Genomic DNA, 21,343 nt, shown 5'->3' on the forward strand with positions numbered 1-21,343 from the left:
CAAAAAGCATTAGCTAATTGACGTATTTTCCATCATGGATAACTCTTTTAAATAAGTGTTTAACTGATATGCCTGCAATTGAAACATTGCTTCGAGATTTTCGTGGGTAGAACTTCCCATATGAGGGGATAGCACTACATTGTCTAATGATCTTAAGGCTAATGGTACTTCCGGTTCATTGGAAAATACATCAAGACCCGCACCCGCGATCTTCTCATGACTGAGCGCATGAATGAGTGCATCCTGGTCTACAATACTGCCTCGTGCCACATTGATGAGATAGCCTTTTTTACCCAGATTTTCAAGTACCTCTTCATTAATTAAATGATAGGTTTCTGAGGTAGAAGCACAGCAAATAATTAAAAAATCACTGTTTTTAGCAAGTTCTTTTACATTGGAATAATAAGCATATGGCGTCTCTTTAGGAGTACGGGTTGTGTATGAGATATTCATTTTAAATGCTTCAGCAAAACTGGCAATGGTTGCGCCAATTTTTCCCAGTCCTACTAATCCCAGCCTTTTCCCAAAGAGATGATTTCCTGTAAATCGAGGTTTCCTCTCTATCCATTCATTATTACGGGTATAGTTATGGTTAGGGAGTATCTTGCGCGCAAGGCTTAACATTAAAGTCAAAGCCAATTCAGCGGTGTCATGGATGCCGGCATTGGGTTGCGACAAGAGTTTGATATCATGTTCGGCCAAATAGGCTTTATCGATATTGTCTGTGCCTATTCCCAAATGACAAATTGTTTTTAAATTTGGAAATTGGGCTAAACAATCCGCGTCCAATTTGTCCCAAACCGTTGATGCCATAGCGATACAAAGATGCTTTTCTGTCAACTGATTCATTTCCCAGCCCGGAACGATATGCCATTGCGGAAGAAGCAGCGGTGTAATTGGTTTGGTAAACTGATTCGTAAGAAAGACAGAATGGTTCATTTAATATCCTATAGCAATGGGTGCTGAATGCGCTGTCAAATATGAACTAAATTCCGAATACTTGCAATTGCTACTTTGCTCTCCGGAGCGTGTAGCCCGGTCTGCTCGCTGCCGGGATCAAATAGGCATCCTAGCTGTAATCCACTGATTCTTCTACACATCCTTGTTATTCCCCGATCTACGTCGTCCTGAGCGCGTCTTTTTGCGCGAAGGATCTCCTGCACGCGGCATGGTGCCAGTATTTGGAGATCCTTCGCGCAAAAAGACGCGCTCAGGACGACGTGAAGCAGTTTCACCCCCGCCACGTTAGCACAATCTTTCGGAAACTACGTGAGAAAATCCTGAGAAAATTTTATAAAGAAAAAGCTGCTATTAAAAAAACATATGTTAAAATAGTTCAAATCGGGTGAATCTTATAAGACTCTTATGCTGGAAAGTGATCGCTTAATCAGTACCCAAAGTATTATCTCGGAAGAAGCAATAGATCGTGCAATCCGTCCTCTAAGCCTGCGTGAATACATCGGTCAGGAAGCGGTAAGTTCACAAATGCAGATTTTTATTGATGCTGCCAAAAAAAGAAATGATGCTCTGGATCATGTGTTGATTTTCGGCCCCCCAGGGCTTGGAAAAACGACTTTGGCAAATATTATTGCCCATGAAATGGGTGTTAATATACGTCAGACTTCAGGTCCTGTTATTGAAAGGGCTGGTGATATAGCTGCTATTTTAACCAATCTTCAGGAAAATGATGTCCTCTTTATTGATGAAATTCATCGCTTAAGCCCGGTAATTGAAGAAATCCTTTACCCCGCTATGGAAGATTATAAGCTGGATATTATGATAGGCGAAGGTCCTGCGGCGCGTTCCATCAAACTGGAGTTGCCACCATTTACTTTAATCGGAGCGACTACCAGAGCAGGGTTACTGACGTCTCCATTGAGAGACCGTTTCGGGATCGTACAGCGACTGGAATATTATTCTGTAGACTCGCTGACACATATCGTTACCCGTTCAGCTCAACTTCTCAATGTTCCTGCTGAACCTGAAGGAGCACGCGAAATTGCCATGCGTTCAAGAGGCACTCCCCGAATTGCTAACAGGCTGTTACGCCGGGTACGCGATTATGCTGAGGTGAAAGGACGTGGCATAATAAGCGTGGATATAGCCAGCAGGGCGCTTGAAATGCTCGAAGTGGATCAGCATGGTTTTGACCTGATGGACAGAAAGCTGTTAATGGCTGTAATTGAACGTTTCAGTGGTGGTCCGGTAGGTGTTGACAGCATTGCTGCTGCTATAGGTGAAGAAAAAGGAACTATTGAAGACGTTTTAGAGCCATATTTAATACAACAAGGATTCCTTATGCGCACTCCTCGCGGTAGAATGGCAACTCCCAGGGCATACCAGCATTTTGGATTAAATGCTTTGGAACAGGAATAAACAATGAACTCTCAGCACATTCATCAATGCAATGTACGGGTGTATTCAGAGGATGTTGATTATATGGGAATTGTTTATCATGCGAACTATCTTCGCTATTTTGAACGAGCCAGAACGGAATTATTAAGACAAAAGCAGCTGTTATTAAGTGATCTGAAGCAATTAGAGGTTTTATTTGCGATAAGTGAAGTGAACATGAGGTATATTAAGCCAGCATTGTTAGATGATTTATTAACAATTGAAACAGAAATTATTGAACGTAAGGCATGTAGTTTTATTTTTAAACAAAGTATGCTGAACCAGCAGGGCAAACTGCTCTGTGACGCAAATATAAAAGCAGTATGCGTTGATGGCCGGTTAAAGCCTAGACGACTACCTGATATAATAGGGTGATAAAACCTCTATACTGGAGAGAAACGTGGGTAATCAAGCAAGTGTATTGATGTATTTTATGCAAGCAGGCCTGGTTGTTAAGTCTGTAATGATGATACTACTGGTCGCTTCAATAGTCTCATGGACTTTGATCTTTCAAAGGGCATGGTTCTTTAATCGTAAAAAGCAATTAACCGATGCATTTAACCGCAGGTTTTGGGACAGCAGTGACTTAAGCAAACTTTATGCTGATGTTGATAGCAATAGCGATGAAAAGCAGGGAATGGCTGCTATTTTCCACGCAGGCTTTAAAGAATTTGTCAGAGCAAGAAAACAGGGTGTTGTTACGCTTGAACCCATTCAGCGGGTAATGCAGATAAGCCATGCCAAAGAAGCAGAAAAACTGGAACAGCATTTACCTTTTTTTGCCTCAGTGGGTTCCATTGCACCTTACGTGGGCCTGTTTGGCACCGTTTGGGGTATTATGACTTCATTCCAGGCTCTTGGACACGCACAGCAAGCAACTATAGCCATGGTGGCTCCAGGTATTTCCGAGGCACTGGTTGCAACTGCTTTGGGATTGTTTACTGCCATACCGGCAGTTATTGCCTATAACCGATACACCACACGTGCGAATATATTATTAAATCGATTTGATTTATTTCAAGAGGAATTGATTTCGCTGATAGAACAACAAACTTCTGGTACTGCACGAGGATAATAAGCAAATGATCCGAGCAAAAGTCAAACGCGAACGTCCAATTTCAGAAATTAATGTTGTGCCTTACATTGATGTTATGTTGGTTTTATTAGTGATCTTTATGATTACTGCACCGATGTTGTCTCAAGGGGTCACTGTCGATTTGCCTAAAGCAGCCAGTCAGACTTTACAGCCCACCGACAGGGAACCAATAATTGTTTCTGTTAATCAGCAAGGCACTTATTTTCTTAATATAAGCAGCACTCCGGCTGATCCTATAGAATCTCAGGCACTGGTCGTGCGTGTTGCTGCCGAATTGCAGTTAGCCAGCGAGTCCGGACAAAAACTTAATGTTCTGGTGAAGGGAGATCAAGGTGTTCCCTATGGAAAAGTAGTTCAGGCCATGGCTTTATTAAAGCAGGCAGGCGCTGAACAGGTAGGATTGCTGACTGATTCAACCAGTGAAACGAATGAGGGGCAGGCATGATAAGTACCCCAAGTTACCGCAAAGCGTTTTTTTCAGCTATTGCACTGCATTTGTTTTTAATTGTCATGCTGTTAACTGATAACTCAAGTCAACGGCCTGTATTGACCAAAGAAACCCAGAATACTCCTGGTATGGAGTTGCCTATTGTTGCTACTGCAGCAGCAAAGCAACAGGAGCCAGTTAAAGCGGTTAGTGTTGATAATAGTGAGGTGATGGAAACGGTCAACCGTTTGAAACAGGAACGCCAGCAACAACATCAGGCTGAAGTAAACAGGCAAAAGGAGCTTAATCGTCAGGCTGAACAGGCAAAGCAGCAAAGGATTAAAGAGCAGCAACAAATTGCGAAGTTGAAAGAAGAGGCAAATCGCATTGCTACAGAGCGCAAAAAGCAGGCTGAAGAAGAGAAAAAGCGCCTGAAACAACTGGCAGAACAAAAAGCTGTCGAAGCAAAACGTATTGAGGAATTAAAAAAACAAAAAGACCTATTGGTAAAACAACAGCAGGAAGAAGCAAAAAAACTGGCTGAACTCAATAAGAAGAAGGCCGATGAAAAGGCTAAAGCCGATAAATTAAAAGCAGAACAGGCAAAAGCGGATAAAGCTCGAGCAGATAAAGCACGTGCTGATCAGGCAAAGGCCGATGCGGAACGGAAACAGCAGGCAGATGCGGCAGCTGCGCACCAGGCAGCTCAAAATGCTGAAAGGCAGGCGCGCATCTCTGGTGAGGTGGACAAGTACAAGGCGCTTATTGTTAACGCAATAGGACGAAACTGGATATTACCTGAAAACGCTGACAGCAACATGTCGAGCCAATTCAGAATACGTCTTGCTCCAGATGGAATGGTATTAGAAGTCACCTTAACCCGCAGCAGTGGTGACGCACTGCTTGATAGATCAGCCCAAACAGCGATTTATAAAGCATCACCGCTTCCCGTACCTACAGACGCAGAAACATTTAATCTGTTTCGCGATATCAGTTTAACCGTTCGTCCAGAACAAGTTAGGGGGTAAAACTCGTGATTAATCGAATTATCACACTCATTTTTGTATTATGCAGCAGCCAGCTATTTGCTCTTGATTTGGAGTTGACTCAAGGGATAAATTCGGCCTTGCCTATAGCAATCAATTCATTTGGTTCTGATGCTGGCGCTCAGGAAATAGCCGGTGTCATTGAAAACGATTTAACCTTATCTGGCCAATTTAAAATTGTTTCAGGACCTAAAGGCCCGAACGCACAGTCTTCTGTGGATACGTTGAAACAGCTGGGTGCTGACAGTGTGGTTACTGGCAGAGTAACACGTATAGGCAACCGCTATGAAGTCAGCTTTACTTTATCTGATGCAGCAGCAAGAGGCGCTACTCTGCTTACCAAGTCTTATCAGATAACCGATAGTGAAATACGTCCTTTAGCGCATCATATCAGCGATGAAGTGTATCAGAAATTAACCGGTGAACGCGGTATATTCTCTACCCGTATCGCGTACATTTCAGTACAACGCGGTCGTGACAGGAACCGTTATTCTTTAGAAGTTGCCGATGCCGATGGGCATAACCCACAAAGTCTTCTGGTTTCTTCTGAACCTATTATGTCTCCATCATGGGCACCTGATGGAAAATCAATTTCTTATGTTTCTTTCGAGCGTAAGAGAGCTCAGATTTTTACCGTTTCTGTGGAGTCAGGTCAACGTCGCCTGATTACTAGCTTCCCCGGAATCAACGGTGCACCAGCCTGGTCGCCAGATGGTCGTCAGCTTGCAGTCGTTTTGTCCAAGAGCGGCACACCTAAAATTTATAATGTCGATCTTGGCAGTGGCAGTATGAAACAAATCACCTTTGGTGATGCTATTGACACAGAGCCACGTTTTTCTCCTGATGGACGTAGTTTGCTATTTACTTCAGGACGTGGTGGTTCACCACAGGTTTATAAATTAACATTGGCAACAGGGCAGGTGAGCCGTGTTACTTTTGAGGGCAATTATAATGCCCGTGCCTCTTACACACCGGATATGAAAAATATAGTCATGCTGCATCGTGATGACAGAAGCTTTAATATCGGTTTGCAAAATGCCAACGGTGGACCTATCGCCAGCCTGACATTCTCAGGTCTTGATGAGTCTCCTTCTGTTTCGCCAAACAGCCGTTTGGTGCTTTATGCCACCCGTAACCAGGATAAAGGTGTATTAGGTATCGTTTCTATAGACGGTAGAATCAGAATGAGACTTCCAGCGCGTGAGGGTGATGTACAAGAACCTGCATGGTCTCCCTATTTGAGCTAATTATGCTTCGTATTGTTATTATCTTGTTTTTATTATGTTTTGCATTAACTGCAAAGGCATGGAATGGAATGGGTCACCAACTGGTGGCTCAGATTGCCTATGATAACTTGACTCCCGCAGCTAAAAAGATGTGTGATGAATACACGAAATCATACAGTACCGTGTCTCATAGCACGAACTTTGTAACTGCAGCTGCGTGGATGGATTTAATAAGATTAAAAGACATACATTGGTATGATACTTTGCATTATATCGATATTCCTTTTAGTAAAGACAATACGACGCTTCCGGTGGTTCAGGATATGAATGCGCTTTGGGGTATCAAGCAAGCCATTGCAGTTTTATCCTCCAGTAAATCTACCAATGTAGATAAGGGCTTGAGTCTGCGTATTCTGACTCATTTGGTTGGCGATATTCATCAACCTCTTCACACTGTGACCAAAGTAAGCAAGCGTTTGCCTGAAGGTGATTTGGGTGGTAATTTATTTAAATTGGCCAAGAATCCTATTGGAGAGAATTTACATAAATATTGGGATAATGGTGGCGGGATACTTATTGGTGGTAGTAAAAAATTCCAGGTTCAAAATAAAGCGCGTCAGTTAGAGCAAAAATGGTCCTGCGATATGGCGCTTAAAGATAAGAATCCACAACAATGGATTAAGGCTTCTCACAAGCTTGCGGTAACTGAAGTTTATAACACCAGGAAAAATAGGATTCCAAGCAAGAAGTATCAGTTAAGTGTCCAGAACATATCACAAAAGCAAATTCTTTTCGCCGGTTGCAGATTGGCTAATTTATTAAACAAAATTGCGAAAGACACCAACGCTAACGTTTGACCTGTAGCCCGGTCTGCTTGCAGCCGGGATCGAAGTGGCACCTATCCTGGCTGCAAGCAACTGTCTCTTGGCCCGACGCCCGATCCACGTCGTCCTGAGCGCGTCTTTTTGCGCGAAGGATCTCCTGAAAGTGGCATGGTGCCAAATCAGGGAGATCCTTCGCGCAAAAAGACGCGCTCAGGACGACGTGGATCGGGGAATAGCAACGATGTGCGACGAGTCTGTGCTCGCAACCGTGAATGGGGTGCTTACTGCTATGTTCGTGCAGAGGGGATACTCCGTCTCCGAAGCATACATCAGGGCAAAAAATCTGTGCCAATGCTTCGAGACGGCGCAAAAAGCCGCGCCTCCTCAGCACGAACGGATTGTGCGAGTGCGAAAAAAGTTACGGTGTTATTCAGGATTGATGTGAACTCGAAAATAAGGGTTTTATTATCCCATCCCACCCACTGGCCCGTTCGTGCTGAGGAGGGGGTAACCCCGTCTCGAAGCATGCATCAGGACAAAAAATCGGTGCCAATGCTTCGAGACGGCGTAAAAAGACGCGCCTCCTCAGCACGAACGGATTGTGCGAGTGCGAAAAAAGTTACGGTGTTATTCAGGACTGATGTGAACTCGAAGATAAGGGTTTTATTAGCTCATCCCACTCACCGGCCCGTTCGTGCTGAGGAGGGGTGGTAACCCCGTCTCGAAGCGTGCCCAGGACAAAAAATCTGTGCCAGTGCTTCGAGACGGTGCAAAAAGCGGCGCCTCCTCAGCACGAACGGATCGGGTGAAGGCAAAAAAAGTTATGGCGTTATTCAGAAGTCATGTTAATTCGAAATAAGGTATTTCTTAGCCCATCCCACTCACCGGCCCGTTCGTGCTGAGGAGGGGTGGTAACCCCGTCTCGAAGCATCCATCAGGACAAAAATCTCCTGCAAGCAGACTGGGCTACATTATTTTTTGGGTGTCAGCTGGCTTGCAACGCCATCAAATACCGCTCCGCCGCCACTCACTATGTTTTTAAAGGTATTGTCTGCGTTATTGGCGCCCGATGGGGTAAAAAATCGGTTTGCTGCGTTTTCTACCGGTCTGTTCTGTTCCCCCATTTCATTCAGCTTATATATAGTTGCACCTGCCGCTACGGCTGCGACTGCAACACCACCTCTGGTATCACCAAAGAAATACCCGATTATGGCTCCTGCTATACCGACTCCAGTCAGTACTGCTGCGGTCTTTGCTGTGTCATCTGCTAATTTTTCAGTTTTATCACCTTTTGGCATCCTACCCTCCTAAATGAATGTGAAAATCGAGAATAGTGTATTAAAAATAAAATTACAAGCCATTTAATTGACACAGAATATTGTTTTTCGTAGTCACCTGGTTAAAAGAAAACCTTACGCTATCGCTGCATCAAGGCTACAATTAATGAAATGAGCATGTAGGTTGAACTCTGGTACAACCTACATGAGAAAGAGTCTGGAATAAGCTTAACTCTCTTGTAAGGACTCAATAACCGCGCCTAAAAAGCGTGTTGCTTCGCCACCTGTTGCGGCTCTATGATCAAAACTGAGTGATAAAGGCAGCAGATTATGGACTTCAACTTTGCCTTCACTGGTTGCAACAGCACCCTTGTACAGTCGTCCAACAGCTAATATAGATACCATAGGGGGTACTATGATTGGGCTTGCGAAACGACCTGCGAATTTACCAAAATTAGAGAGGGTTATCGTTGCACCCTTTAATTTATCAGCTGCTACAGAACGCTTGCTTACTGACTCTTTGAACTCATTGATGATTTTACGCAGTTCACTGTCGGAATGCTTTTCTGCATCATGAATTACAGGCACAAACAGCCCTTCGTCATTATCCATTGCCAGGCCAAGGTGTACCTCATCAAAGCATTGACGAGCACCATGTCGGGTATCAAACCAGGCATTTAGAGCGGGTTCTTTCTTCGTAGCATGCACAATAGCCTTGATAAGACGCACGGTAATATCTGTACCTGGCTTCCAGTTGTTGATATCCGCTTCATCAAAAATACTGACAGGAACGACTTCTGCGTGCGACTGCACCATGCTGTTGAGCATAGCACGTCTTACACCACGTAATGGCTCATAGCCAACAGGAAGTTGTGCGTTTTTATCGGCTTGAGCTTGCACGTCATTACGAGTAATCACACCATGCTCGCCAGTGCCTTTCAACAGGTTCAAATCAACGCCCAGTTTCTTAGCTAACATACGCACTGCGGGAGTTGTTTTAACTCTGTTTTGGCTGGAATGAGAGCCAATAATGAAATTGTCTTCAGTTATTTCTGTGCTTTCTTCCAGATTACCAACAACAGTTCCTTTGTCAGCAGGTTTAGCGCTGGTTGAAGCAAAGGCAACCAAAGGCTCGCCAGTTTTAATCACATCACCGGGTTTACCGAACAGCTTTTCAATAGTACCACTTTGTGGACAAGGTACATCTACTACGGCCTTAGCTGTCTCCATAGAAACTAAAGGTTGATCTGCTTTTACAGTATCGCCTTCTTTGACAAACCATTCATGAATTTCAGCATCAGGTAATCCTTCACCTAAATCAGGTAGATTAAAAATATTCATTATTACTCCATTATGCTCATAACACTGTTTTTAATGCGTGCAACACTAGGTATATACTGCTTTTCAAGTTGAAAATAGGGCATTACCGTATCATAACCTGTGACACGTTGAACTGGCGCTAATAAATCTGCCATGCAACTTTCCATTATTTGTGCCGAAATTTCTGCGCCTACGCCACAGGTTTTGGCTCCTTCATGAACGATGACGCAACGTCCGGTCTTTTCTACGGATGAAATAATGGTTTCAATATCTAAAGGTTTTATTGTAGCTACATCTATTACTTCACAGGAAATGCCTTCTTCGCCTAACTGTTTTGCAGCCTGAAGCGTTTCGTGCATGCTCGCCCCCCAGCTGACAAGCGTCAGATCATCGCCTTGTTGCAAGGTAAAGCATTTACCTAAAGGCAGAGCCTGACCATCATCAGCAACCGGTTGTTTTACCAGGCGATAAATTCGCTTGGGCTCTAAAAAAATAACCGGATCAGGATTACGCATGGCAGCCAGCAGCAACCCATAGGCGCGCTTGGGAGAAGAAGGTACTACTACCTGCAATCCAGGTATGTGGGCAAATAAAGCCTCAGTACTTTCTGAATGATGTTCCGGTGCTCTGATACCGCCACCAAAAGGAGCGCGGAATACAATAGGACAATGTAAACGGCCGCGAGTTCTGTTTCGCATACGGGCTGCGTGGCAGATAATCTGATTCATCGCAGGGTAAATAAAGCCCATAAATTGAAATTCAGCAACAGGTTTTAATCCCTGTACTGACATACCCACCGCAAGACCTGCAATCATAGATTCAGCAAGAGGAGTATCGAATACTCTTTTTTCACCAAATCGCTCCTGTAAACCTACAGTCGCACGGAATACACCGCCATTTTTACCAACATCTTCTCCAAAAACGACTACGTTTTCGTCTTGAGCTAACTCATAAGCCAAAGCCTGAGTTACAGCTTCAATTAAAGTAATATCAGGCATGAGCTGCTTCCTCCATGGCTATTGCACGTTGTTCGACCAGATACTCAGGTAATTCAGCATAATGGTAATCAAAAATACTGCTTACAGGCTGAGGCACAGCATTCAGATATTCGTCTACAGCTTCTTCTACTTTTTCTGAGCATTCCATGACCAGCTTTTCTTCTTCATCAGATGACCAGATTTTATTTTCCACGAGGAAATGCTTAAACCGTGAAATAGGTTCTTTTGGTCTGGCCTGGTCTACTTCTTCAGAGGGTTGATAGCGAGTGGCATCATCAGCAGTAGTATGATCACACAAACGATAGGTTAAGGCTTCGATTAATGTTGGACCCTGGCCTGAACGCGCTTTTTCGATGGCATCACCAATAACCTGACGGGCGGCCAATATGTCATTACCGTCAATCTGTAAGCCGGTAAAACCTGCTGCTACTGCTTTTTGAGCTATAGTTTCAGTGCCTGTCTGTTTGTCTCGGGGAACTGAAATAGCCCACTGATTGTTATTCACTACAAATACTATAGGGAGTTTCCATGTGCCGGCAACGTTGATGGCTTCATAAAAATCACCTTCAGAAGTACCGCCTTCACCAATGCAAACCACAGCAACACGAGGCTGATTTCTGTATTGGAATGCAAAGGCTACCCCTGCAGCATGCAAGCATTGGGACGCAATAGGTACACAAATGGGTAAATCTTCTGAATCACAGGCAAATTTACTGCCGCGCTCATCTCCACCCCAGAAGGCGAGAATTTCAGACATTTTTACGCCACGTTGAAATTGGGCGGCATAATCTCTGTAATAGGGAACCAGAACATCTTCGGGACGCATTGCATGGCCAATTGCTGTTGAAATGGCTTCCTGACCGGTAATAGGCGCATAAGTACCCATTTTTCCTGTCCGTTGTAATGCAATAGCCTTTTTATCAAAAGTACGTGTCAGCACCATTACTTTATATAATTCTTTCAGGGCTGAATGATCGGCAGCAAAAGGGGGCTTTTCTCCAGTCATCTCACCTTGTTCATTCAGATATTGCGTGTAGCTAATATCAAATTGAGCAACAGTTGTCATTACATGGCTCCTTGTCGATAAACGATGCCATAGAATACTCACAAATTAATTGAAAAACCAGTAAATTAATGTGAGTTATGGATAAGAATATTGATTTACTTCGATGCCGTTCGGGCTGAGGAGAGGCGCTAGCCTTGTCTCGAAGCCTTAGCACCATGTCAAGGCTTCGAGACAGCGCTATCGCGCTTCCTCAGCCCGAACGGCATCGAAGTAACGACTGGATAAAACACTCTTGTTATCAATAACTCGTTAAATTAAGACGTTAAAATCAAGTTCACAAATCAAGCGAATGCAGATGTGTGTTTTGCCTTATTTTATGGCGACATGGTTGAAGTTGTTTGAGAACTGCTGTCAACTGCCATGGTACTTAACAATTTTGGTAAATGATCTGCAGTCAGACTTTTAATCGCTTCGATTGCCAGTTGCTTCCATGTTTCCGGATGCTTGCGCTCCTGTTTCATTCTAATTGTCTGTAGACTTGCTGTCTTTAATTTTTCTTCTAACAGAGCATGCCATTCCTGATGTAAATGAAGATTCGTATCATTAGTTTTTATCGTATGGGAAATCCATTGTGATGCTGGCTTTAACTTGTCTCCATCTGTATAGTCTCTTAAATCAGATATTATTTCACTGATGATTTCATTTATAAATTCATCGATGCTTTGATCTTCCAGATTGGCTTGAACTGTTGCCGGGCAGTTACTCAAAAGCATTAGTCTCAGCGAATACAGTCTGGGGGGAACGCCCTGGATCAAGTGTTCAGGAACACGATGTTCTGTATCCAGACGGTTCATTGCGTATTTGAGTGTGGTTTTACTCAACTGTAATGCTTTTATTTTAATCAAGAGAAGACTGAAATCAATATGTCCACCCTGAACACAGGTCTTCAGGTTGAATTTACTGAAATCATGATACATCAGTCCCGTACATACCACTAATTCTTTCAGTTGGTCCAGTAATGGCACTAATTTATTATGATGAATCTGTAAATGCTTTTTGAACTCTTCAAGCCAGTGAGCTAACTCAGGATTGGGGTCTTGTAATGGAACGTCTGTATCTTCTATGAAATACAATAAGCCATTCATCATTCTTCGTGCATAAATTTCCCTTAACTTATAATTATCGGGAATATGCATTGGCCCCGATTCTTCGAAAAGAGTGTCTTTGAGGTTATAAGTGTCATTTGCCATTGTTGCTAATATTGTTTTCAAGAAGAATTCGTTGACACTTTTAGGAGGCTCTTCTCCTTTGCGGAACGTTTGTAGCGAGGGAATAATAAACTCTTCGAATACAGTGCGAATCAGATGCATTTGCTTCTGGCGTAAATGATAATAATCCACATCTTGTATGACTTTAAGGGCGAGATTAAGAGAGCCTGGTGAATGGATTCTCAGTTTTGTTAATAAAGCCAAAGTCGCCAGGTTGTTTTCAGGAAGTCCCTGCTCATAAACCAGTGTGGCTCCACGATGATTTTCAAGCAAGTGATCCAGTGACAGCAGCTGAGCTCTCAGATTAGATGTTGAGCTGGATCGGTCTTGTTGTGGTGCTGCCATGATGGCCGTGGGTATCTCGGAGCTACTGTGAGGGTGAACAGGAAAAAATCCAGGCGTCCCTGATTTTTTTAAGCCATCACGCAGCAGGGTTGGTGAGTAAGGATGTCTTTTTGAAAAGTTATCAACATGGCTAATAGTGGCAACCCCATCTTTGATTTCTATTCCTATCACATCTCTTAATGTGTCATTTACTAAATCACGATCTAATGTATTATTGTTCCCGGCTGTTTGATAAAGACATGTGGCGGAATTACCTCCTTCGGGGTAAGCCCATAATATTTGTTTGTTTTGAAAGGCTAGATTTTGAAAATAAATATACATGAGCTTACAACAAATAAAGATTTTAGAACGTATATTGTACATTTTATTTACTTTTTGTAAAGAACTATTCAACATAAAATACTATTTTTAGGAGAAAATTTGTCCAAAAGTACAATGCATTCACTGGATTATCCTGTTTTTTTGCAAAATATATATCAAAATTTCTCAAATTTATCTGGTTTTGTGCTTTTGGAAAGCACTGATAAAACTCGTGGTCGTTATGATATGTTTAGTGCATATCCTTATGACAGGATTGTTCTTGGGAATGATGCACCTGATGTATCTGCCTTTATAGAACATTTTAAAAAAAGGTTGGCTGTCAGAGAATCTGTTGGTGATCTGCCGTTTCAGGGTGGCGCCATAGGTTATATAGCGTATGATTTTGGCGCCAGGTTATTAGGTATTGAGTCTCCTGTTCAGGATACTCTGGAAGATATGCCTTTAGTAGATTTGGGATTGTATGATTGGGCAATAATAGTAGATCATTACCTGAAAAGGGTAACCTTGTTTTCTGCAAACGAACACCCGTCGACACCGGGAATTCTGGAAGAGATCATGTGGTTATGGAAAAAAGCGGACAGTTTGAGGGTAACTGCCCGTTTGGATAGTGAGTTTTTGCCTTTAATTTCAAAAATTGAGTATAAAGCTTCGTTTGATGCCATTCACAGCAGTCTGAAAGAGGGAAGAGCATATCAGGTTAATTTCACTCAACCATTTCATGCGGTTTTTGAAGGCAACGCATGGGCACTCTATCAGAAGATAGGACTTAAAAATCCTGTTCCCTTTTCGGCATTCATGAGAACAAATGACGCCGATATTCTTAGTTTTTCTCCTGAACGTTTTTTAATGCATGACAACGGCTATTTACTGACATCACCTATTAAGGGAAGCATAGGACGTTCTTTAAATCCTGAGGATGATGAACAATTGAAGCATCAACTGCATTCCTCAGATAAAAATCGTGCTGAAAATATTATGATAGTTGATTTGCTGCGCAATGATCTGAGTAAAATTGCGAAACCGGGTTCTGTGCATGTTTCCAGTCTTTGTGAGGTGCAAAGTTTTAGTGCGGTACATCATTTGGTAAGCGATGTTGAGGCGCTTTGCCGTCCGGAGTTTCATTTCAGTGAGCCTTTTTTTTCCTGTTTTCCTGGCGGGTCTATCACCGGCGCTCCCAAGATTGAAGCAATGAAAATCATTCAGGAGCAAGAACGCTATGCGCGCGGAATTTATTGCGGAAGTATTGCTTATTTTTCCCATCATGGGCGCTTCGACAGCAACATCGCTATTCGTACCATTACGGCCAAAGAGGGCATCCTGCATTTGGCAGCAGGTGGAGGCATAGTTATTGACTCGCAATGGGAAGATGAATATCGTGAATGTTATACCAAAATTACAGCGATAATTAATGGACTTAAATAAAGCGAATAAAACAACAGCAGTTGAATCAGCAGTTATGGTTTTGCATGAACTGTCTACAGATTCTTTGATATTGACCAGACGCAATGACCAATTACGTCATCATCCTGGTGAAATAAGTTTTCCTGGCGGGGTAAGGGAGGAACAAGATCATAGCCTTTATGATACTGCATTGAGAGAGCTTTATGAGGAACTCAATATTGATAAAGAAAGATTAATGCCTGTAAAAGCTCTTGAAGTGGAAAGAACCCTGAATGGAATTCTGATTTATCCCTGGCTCGCTACTATAGAAGCCATCCACCCTTACTCTATGAATATTCAGGAAGTGACTGCAATTGTTTCTGTTCCCTTTAATCTGGTGAAACAGGCAAGTAACTACCGTGACATTCGTGTTGAACGTCACGGCCTGCATTTTAAGAGTTGTCAATTCATCCCTTATGAGGGAATCATCTGGGGAGCTACTGCTCGAATTATGAAACAACTGATTGACTATAAATAGTTACTTTGTCCTTGATTTGTACAAAATAATTTTATGTGCCATGCTTACTATGGAATAATTAATAATGGTAAGTATATGAAGCTATTCGTTCTTTGTTGCTGTGCCTTATTATTGTATACAACCTCGCATGCCCAGACTCTGGTTATTGGTTCATCCAAATTTAATCCCCCCTTCGAAACCTGGGCTGATCACAGCAGTATGATGTATGGTTTTGATTTTGATTTGATGACTGAAATATGCAAACGACTGAAAGTGAAGTGTGAATTTAAACCTTATGCTTTTGATGATCTGTTTGATGCTTTGAAAAAGCAGAAGGTTGATGTGGTGATTTCCTCTATGATTATTACCGAAGGCAGAAAGGAAAAGTATCTGTTTAGTCTGCCGTATTTGGCAAGCAATGCCCAATATTTTGCCAACAGCAGTTCCAAATTGCAGGATCCGGATGATCTGTATGGAAAGAAAATTGGTGTTCGTGCTGCTACTGCATACAGCCTGTTGGTTGAGTCGGAAAACAGGAAAAATAAAATTGTGTATTACGATGAACTGGAAGACATGTTTCTCGGCCTGAAAAATAATGAAATCGATGCTGCTATTATGGATTACGAATCAGTAAAATACTGGATAGCGATAACCCCAGGAATTTATAAGCTAATTGGCGGAAAGATTCCTATTGGTGAGGGCTATGCGATTATGACCAATAAGGGTGAGGAAAATCTGATAAGGGCTATTAATCGTATTATTCTGGACATCGAAACCGATGGTACTTTTTTACGTATTTATTCACAATATTTTTAGTGTGATCGTGTGCTCCGCACGGACTCGTAGCCCGTATTAGGCGTAGCCGTAATACGGGAATAAGCTCATTGCTACAACGATCCCGGCTGCAAGCAGACCGGGCTAGCCCTGGCGTGGCACGGTACCATATTCCGATCCTCGTCGTCCTGATGACGGGGATCTGCTACACAGTTTCAGTTTGCGCTTTTGACGATTTCCTCTCAATCTCTCGATCTTTAAGGGCGCGTCTTAAAATCTTGCCTACATTTGTTTTGGGCAGATCATCACAAAATTCAACTATCTTGGGTACTTTATAAGCGGTCAAGTGTTCACGGCAATGTGCGATAACCTGTTCGGCCGTCAATGCAGGATCTTTTTTAACGATACACGCCTTGACTCTTTCGCCGGACTCTTCATCGGCAACACCAACAACACCCACTTCCAATACTCCTGGATGCAAACCAATGACCTGCTCCACTTCATTGGGGTAAACATTAAATCCGGAAACAACAATCATGTCTTTCTTTCTATCCACCAGATAGATGAATCCCTCTTCATCCATTCGCGCAATATCGCCAGTTTTCAAAAATCCGTCCTTGGTAAAGACCAATGCAGTTTCATCCGGTCTGTTCCAATAACCGGCCATTACCTGAGGTCCCTTGATGCATAACTCTCCACTCGAACCTATAGCAACTTCTTTTCCATTATCATCACGAATGGATACATCTGTTGAGGGTAATGGTAATCCTATACTGCCATTATATCCCTCAAGATACATAGGGTTTATAGTTGCGGCCGGGCTGGTTTCTGTTAAACCATAAGCCTCCAGAACACGTGTTTTGGTCATTTCAGACCATCGCAAGGATACGCTCTTTTGCAGAGCCATGCCCCCGGACAAAGCCAGTTTGAGTTTGCTGAAGTCTATTTCTTTAAACTTTGGATGATTTAACAGGGAGTTATATAAGGTATTCACGCCTGTAAAAGCGGTAAAGCCAGTGTTTTTTATTTCATCAATGAAATGGCTGACATCCCTGGGATTGGTAATCAATATATTTTTAGCACCGGCTTTCAGAAATGTAAGGCAATTGGCAGTAAGGGAAAATATATGATAAAGCGGTAAAGCAGTAATAATAATATCCTGCTTGTCAATCCCTAAGGGAGCTATCCATGAATATGCCTGTAAAACATTTGCAATCATATTGCCATGGGTAAGAATTGCACCTTTGGCAACACCGGTTGTACCTCCGGTGTATTGCAAAAAGGCGATGTTGTCATGGTTTAATTCAACATGATGCAAGGTCGCCTGTGCACCTTCAAGCAAAGCATAATTAAAAGCGACAGCATGTGGAATTTTATAAGAAGGGACCAGTTTTTTTACATGTTTCACAACAAAGTTGACTATCATACGTTTGAACGTGGGAAACAGATCGCCAATTTGGGTAACAATAACGTGTTTTAACGCTGGAGTGGAAGGCAAGGCTTTCTCAACTGTTTTGGCAAAATTGGCCAAAACAATAATTGCTTCTGCACCTGAATCATTCATCTGATGAATCACTTCATCAGCGGTGTATAGTGGATTAGTATTCACAACGATATAGCCAGCACGCAAGATAGCGAACAAGGCCACAGGATATTGAAGAATGTTGGGCATCATGATGGCTATTCGTGCACCTTTCTCCAAACCAAGCTGTTGCAGGTATGCAGCAAGATTTCTGCTTAAATGATCCAGTTGTGAGTAAGAAATTTCAGTGCCCAGGTTAGAGTAAGCACTTTTCTTACTGTAACGGGTACAGGATTCTTTAAATAATTCGACCAGGGATATATATTGACTTGGGTCAATTTCATGTGGCACGTCATTTTGATATTGTTCAAACCATCGTTTATCCACTTTGTTATCCTTCTGTTATTGGTTCCCGCATGCTAGTATAAACAAAAATATCAGTTATGGATATCATACTCATGAGTGAAAATATCACAAAAACTCAAGGATTTAAGTTGAAAGGGAGGCTTTATACTTTTACTGTTTTGCAAGTTTTAAATACAGATAAGGATATTTTTTCACAACAATTTGCTGAAACTGTAGTTAAGGCACCCAAACTATTCGAAAAAACACCAGTTGTCTTCGATTTGTCTGCGGTAAATCATCTTGAGTTTGATCTGCAGGGTTTATGTCAGATTGCCCGTGATTATGGAATGATTCCGGTCGCAATCCAGGGCGGAAACGCCTTACAGGATACTTTGGCTCATTGCCATGGTTTGGCTGTGTTAAATGCATCAACAGCGCAAGATAAGCCAATCATCGAACCAGTTACTGTAGAAAATACAGCCGTAGAACCTGTAAAAGCCAGATTATTAACAACTCCTGTGCGATCAGGGCAGCAAGTAGTTGCGAAAGGTAGTGATTTGATTGTTACTTCATCGGTGAGCCATGGGGCCGAGTTATTGTCCGATGGCAATATTCATGTCTATGGGGCGTTAAGAGGGCGTGCACTGGCTGGTATCACCGGCGATGTCGAGGCCAGAATTTTTTGTCAGGCACTTGACGCAGAACTGGTTTCTATTGCTGGATATTATCGCTTGAGTGATGCGATAGAACCAGTCAATGGCCCATGTCAAATCTATCTTGTTGACCAGCATATTGTTATTGAGCCTCTATGATTGATGCGGTATTTATATCTGATTTGCATTTGCATCCGGATGATGAGGGAATTCTTAACCGCTTTAATGAGTTCCTTTCATGGGCGCAAGGTTCTGTAAAGAGTATCTACATTTTAGGTGATTTTTTCCATGCCTGGGCAGGAGATGATTCTTTAAATGACTGGAGCCGTTCAATAGCTTTGAAATTATCCAATTTAAAACAGCAGGGCATCTCACTATATTACATGCACGGCAATCGCGATTTTTTATTGGGGAAGACCTTTGCCAAACTTGCAGGATGGCAAGTCCTGGCAGATCCAACGGTTATTACCTTGGGAGAAGAGCGGGTTTTACTGTCGCATGGTGATCGCTATTGTACTAAGGATATAAGCCACCAACGCTTCAGGCTCTTGACAAGAAACGTATTGTTTACCAAATTGTTTTTATGCCTGCCTTTATCTTTCCGTGAGAAATTGGTTAATAAGGTTCGCGACATCAGTTTAAGTAATCACAGTAAATCCATGGAAGAGATGGATGTGGTAGCAGATGCGGTAATGCAACATATGAAGTCTCATCGGCTATTTACGTTAATCCATGGCCATACTCATAAGTCTGGATTAACCGAGTACGATAATGATCCTCAAAAATTACAGCGTTTCGTGTTGAGCGACTGGGATGACACACCTAAGTTTTTGTGTTATGATAGAACAAAGGGAATCTATTTCGCGCAGTATTGATTTTTATTCAGGAGTTTACAGATGGCTAAATCAGAAAAAGAGATGAGAGAAGAACTTCTAAGAATACGCACGGACGAAGAAAATAAAAAGCGTGACGCCGAGCGGCAAGCTTTAAAGGCTGACCGCGAAATGGCTCAAGCTGAAGCTCGTGACGAACTGATTAAAGGACGTATTGAACGTGATCCTCAGTCAGGTAGAGAAATTGTCTTATGGGATGAAGCATGGAGATTGGCTGATGCCGCGCACCATTCTGAAGTCAGGGCTTATGATGACTGGCGTGCTGCTATGTTAGGATTGTTGACCATGTATGGCATGCTGAACAAGGCTTTAAACCAGGAATTTAAAGAAATGCGTTCCAATATTGGTGATTCGGTAATGACTGGTACTACTTTGGGTGATATTCCTGTATTTGGTGATGCCCTTAACGTGATTCCTACATATGGCCCGGCTCTTGCTGCTATAAAAACGCCAGGTGCATTAGATGGTTGTGATGCTTTGACTGACTTTTTGTCAGATAAATTTGGTGCAGCCCAAGAGATTCCTCTGCCTGTTTTACAGCATAAAGTACAGTTTTCCGATGACGGTAAGCTTGTAATTGATAAATTGACTCGTTCAGATAACATCGATAATACAGCTCCTGCGCCTACTCCTGAAGGTGCACCCAAGGCAAAATCCTTAGATGATTATTTTTCGGAGGCGGTGCATGAATGGTTGGCTGAAGAGGGATACAAGCCTTCTGCTACAAATCCAGCAAAATTTGTTAATAGCAGTGGTGCTGAGTTAACCCAAAAGGCGTTTGAAGAATTAAGAGATAATAAGGATCATGGATTGAATCATTTCTTAAAGGTTAATCTTCCCAATATGGAATTCAGACCAAGCGGTCCTTCAATGTAAGGGATTTGTAAGTTCTGAAGCCCGTATTAGCGATAGTGTATTAACTTATATTCCACCGTCCCGAGGACACTGCCATTAAGTTAAGCACTACTCCACCGTACCGCGGCTTGTCCGCGGTATCCAGAGATCTAAGTTCGGAGTGAGATTCCTGGATCCCGCGGACAAGCCGCGGGACGGCGGAACTCCTTAAGTTAAGCGATACATCATTGCTTCAGTGGGGATGCCGCTATGAAAGCGGAACACCACATCTTCAGACCGGATAAATTCATTTTCCAAAGTCAGGAAGCGATTCAATCGTTCTTCTATAGCTCCTCCATATAATTTAGCCAAGCCTAAATAGTCTTCAAAATGTCGTGCTTCTGATTTGATCAACGTACCATAAAACCTGGCAAGTTCCTGATCTTCTATATAGGGAATAATGGCATTAAACCGCTCACAGGAACGTGCTTCTATTATGGCTCCTATAATCAATTGATCACAAAGCCGTTCTATTCCATCCTTTTTGGTGATGTGTTTGTGAAGGGTCGTTGCGTATTCTGATGGCTGTAGTGGGCCAAAAGTAATTCCTTTCCTTTGCATCAGGTGAATCACTTTTTCAAAATGAAGTAATTCTTCTCTGGCCAATGGAGACATCACAGAAACCAATTCATGACGCTCTGGGTATTTGCTGATAAAATTAATCGCAGTGGCGGCTGCCTTTCGTTCACAATGTGCATGATCTGCCAGGAGAAGGGGAATATGGTCACTGGCATAACTCAGCCATAATTCAGGTGTTTTAATTCGTAGAAAATCATGTAAGATTTGTAAATCTGTATCTAATCGTTTTACCATTTAT

21 protein-coding genes are annotated in these 21,343 nt (G+C 42.6%); 13 read left to right on the top strand and 8 right to left on the bottom strand.

Annotation, left to right across the window (positions count from 1 at the left end):
- Positions 1–9 precede the first annotated feature (9 nt).
- A complete protein-coding gene (locus B094_RS0112865) occupies positions 10–939 on the bottom strand; it encodes an NAD(P)-dependent oxidoreductase (RefSeq protein ID WP_018578222.1) in 930 nt (309 codons plus the stop codon).
- Between the two features lie 426 nt (positions 940–1,365).
- Between B094_RS0112865 and ruvB the strand changes: the two genes are divergently transcribed.
- From ruvB to B094_RS0112905, 7 genes are read left to right on the top strand one after another with little or no spacing between them, the layout of a single operon-like run.
- Positions 1,366–2,376: a Holliday junction branch migration DNA helicase RuvB gene (gene ruvB, locus B094_RS0112875; protein WP_018578224.1), complete on the top strand. Its 1,011-nt coding sequence runs from the start codon at positions 1,366–1,368 to the stop codon at positions 2,374–2,376.
- Positions 2,377–2,379: 3 nt separating this feature from the next.
- The gene (locus B094_RS0112880; protein ID WP_018578225.1) at positions 2,380–2,769 is read left to right on the top strand and encodes a YbgC/FadM family acyl-CoA thioesterase; all 390 of its coding nucleotides are present in this window, start codon (positions 2,380–2,382) and stop codon (positions 2,767–2,769) included.
- 25 nt (positions 2,770–2,794) lie between these two features.
- Positions 2,795–3,469: a protein TolQ gene (tolQ, locus tag B094_RS0112885; RefSeq protein WP_018578226.1), complete on the top strand. Its 675-nt coding sequence runs from the start codon at positions 2,795–2,797 to the stop codon at positions 3,467–3,469.
- A 7-nt stretch (positions 3,470–3,476) separates the two neighbouring features.
- Entirely contained in the window at positions 3,477–3,935 is a 459-nt protein-coding gene (gene tolR, locus B094_RS0112890; RefSeq protein ID WP_018578227.1) for a protein TolR, read from the top strand.
- Entirely contained in the window at positions 3,932–4,945 is a 1,014-nt protein-coding gene (tolA, locus tag B094_RS0112895) for a cell envelope integrity protein TolA (protein WP_018578228.1), read from the top strand. The genes tolR and tolA overlap by 4 nt, the downstream gene beginning before the upstream one ends.
- A gap of 5 nt (positions 4,946–4,950) precedes the next feature.
- Positions 4,951–6,210 (top strand): Tol-Pal system beta propeller repeat protein TolB, encoded by a 1,260-nt coding sequence (tolB, locus tag B094_RS0112900; protein WP_018578229.1) that lies wholly within the window; start codon positions 4,951–4,953, stop codon positions 6,208–6,210.
- Positions 6,211–6,212: 2 nt separating this feature from the next.
- Positions 6,213–7,046, top strand: coding sequence for a S1/P1 nuclease (locus B094_RS0112905; RefSeq protein ID WP_018578230.1), 834 nt, complete (start codon positions 6,213–6,215; stop codon positions 7,044–7,046).
- Positions 7,047–7,984: 938 nt separating this feature from the next.
- On the opposite strand, the gene B094_RS0112915 is transcribed toward B094_RS0112905, so the two are convergent.
- The 5 genes from B094_RS0112915 to B094_RS0112935 all read right to left on the bottom strand — a co-directional run bounded on the left by B094_RS0112915 (position 7,985) and on the right by B094_RS0112935 (position 13,548).
- Positions 7,985–8,311 (bottom strand): hypothetical protein, encoded by a 327-nt coding sequence (locus tag B094_RS0112915; RefSeq protein ID WP_018578232.1) that lies wholly within the window; start codon positions 8,309–8,311, stop codon positions 7,985–7,987.
- Between the two features lie 207 nt (positions 8,312–8,518).
- Positions 8,519–9,631, bottom strand: a complete 1,113-nt coding sequence (locus B094_RS0112920) for a dihydrolipoamide acetyltransferase family protein (RefSeq protein ID WP_018578233.1) — start codon at positions 9,629–9,631, stop codon at positions 8,519–8,521.
- Positions 9,632–9,633: 2 nt separating this feature from the next.
- Positions 9,634–10,608, bottom strand: coding sequence for an alpha-ketoacid dehydrogenase subunit beta (locus B094_RS0112925; RefSeq protein ID WP_018578234.1), 975 nt, complete (start codon positions 10,606–10,608; stop codon positions 9,634–9,636).
- Complete coding sequence (pdhA, locus tag B094_RS0112930) at positions 10,601–11,674, bottom strand: pyruvate dehydrogenase (acetyl-transferring) E1 component subunit alpha (RefSeq protein ID WP_018578235.1); 1,074 nt, start codon at positions 11,672–11,674, stop codon at positions 10,601–10,603. Before pdhA ends, B094_RS0112925 begins: the two co-directional genes overlap by 8 nt.
- A gap of 314 nt (positions 11,675–11,988) precedes the next feature.
- A complete protein-coding gene (locus B094_RS0112935) occupies positions 11,989–13,548 on the bottom strand; it encodes a hypothetical protein (RefSeq protein WP_156412808.1) in 1,560 nt (519 codons plus the stop codon).
- A 99-nt stretch (positions 13,549–13,647) separates the two neighbouring features.
- Here B094_RS0112935 and pabB point away from each other — a divergent pair, with 99 nt between their 5' ends.
- The 3 genes from pabB to B094_RS0112950 all read left to right on the top strand — a co-directional run bounded on the left by pabB (position 13,648) and on the right by B094_RS0112950 (position 16,261).
- Positions 13,648–14,970: an aminodeoxychorismate synthase component I gene (gene pabB, locus B094_RS0112940; RefSeq protein WP_026254024.1), complete on the top strand. Its 1,323-nt coding sequence runs from the start codon at positions 13,648–13,650 to the stop codon at positions 14,968–14,970.
- Positions 14,957–15,466: an NUDIX hydrolase gene (locus B094_RS0112945; protein ID WP_018578238.1), complete on the top strand. Its 510-nt coding sequence runs from the start codon at positions 14,957–14,959 to the stop codon at positions 15,464–15,466. The genes pabB and B094_RS0112945 overlap by 14 nt, the downstream gene beginning before the upstream one ends.
- 75 nt (positions 15,467–15,541) lie before the next feature.
- Positions 15,542–16,261 carry a transporter substrate-binding domain-containing protein gene (locus B094_RS0112950; RefSeq protein WP_018578239.1) on the top strand — a complete coding sequence of 240 codons (720 nt, stop codon included), beginning with the start codon at positions 15,542–15,544 and terminating at the stop codon, positions 16,259–16,261.
- A 163-nt stretch (positions 16,262–16,424) separates the two neighbouring features.
- On the opposite strand, the gene B094_RS0112955 is transcribed toward B094_RS0112950, so the two are convergent.
- The gene (locus B094_RS0112955) at positions 16,425–18,128 is read right to left on the bottom strand and encodes an AMP-binding protein (RefSeq protein ID WP_018578240.1); all 1,704 of its coding nucleotides are present in this window, start codon (positions 18,126–18,128) and stop codon (positions 16,425–16,427) included.
- A 71-nt stretch (positions 18,129–18,199) separates the two neighbouring features.
- Here B094_RS0112955 and minC point away from each other — a divergent pair, with 71 nt between their 5' ends.
- From minC to B094_RS0112970, 3 genes are read left to right on the top strand one after another with little or no spacing between them, the layout of a single operon-like run.
- Positions 18,200–18,898: a septum site-determining protein MinC gene (gene minC, locus B094_RS0112960; RefSeq protein ID WP_018578241.1), complete on the top strand. Its 699-nt coding sequence runs from the start codon at positions 18,200–18,202 to the stop codon at positions 18,896–18,898.
- Positions 18,895–19,614 (top strand): UDP-2,3-diacylglucosamine diphosphatase, encoded by a 720-nt coding sequence (locus B094_RS0112965; RefSeq protein ID WP_018578242.1) that lies wholly within the window; start codon positions 18,895–18,897, stop codon positions 19,612–19,614. The genes minC and B094_RS0112965 overlap by 4 nt, the downstream gene beginning before the upstream one ends.
- A gap of 21 nt (positions 19,615–19,635) precedes the next feature.
- Positions 19,636–20,508, top strand: a complete 873-nt coding sequence (locus B094_RS0112970) for a hypothetical protein (RefSeq protein WP_018578243.1) — start codon at positions 19,636–19,638, stop codon at positions 20,506–20,508.
- A gap of 186 nt (positions 20,509–20,694) precedes the next feature.
- On the opposite strand, the gene B094_RS0112975 is transcribed toward B094_RS0112970, so the two are convergent.
- Positions 20,695–21,339 (bottom strand): MiaE family protein, encoded by a 645-nt coding sequence (locus tag B094_RS0112975; RefSeq protein WP_018578244.1) that lies wholly within the window; start codon positions 21,337–21,339, stop codon positions 20,695–20,697.
- Positions 21,340–21,343 lie beyond the last annotated feature (4 nt).

The organism is Legionella shakespearei DSM 23087 (genome assembly GCF_000373765.1).
GTDB classification, from domain to species: domain Bacteria; phylum Pseudomonadota; class Gammaproteobacteria; order Legionellales; family Legionellaceae; genus Legionella; species Legionella shakespearei.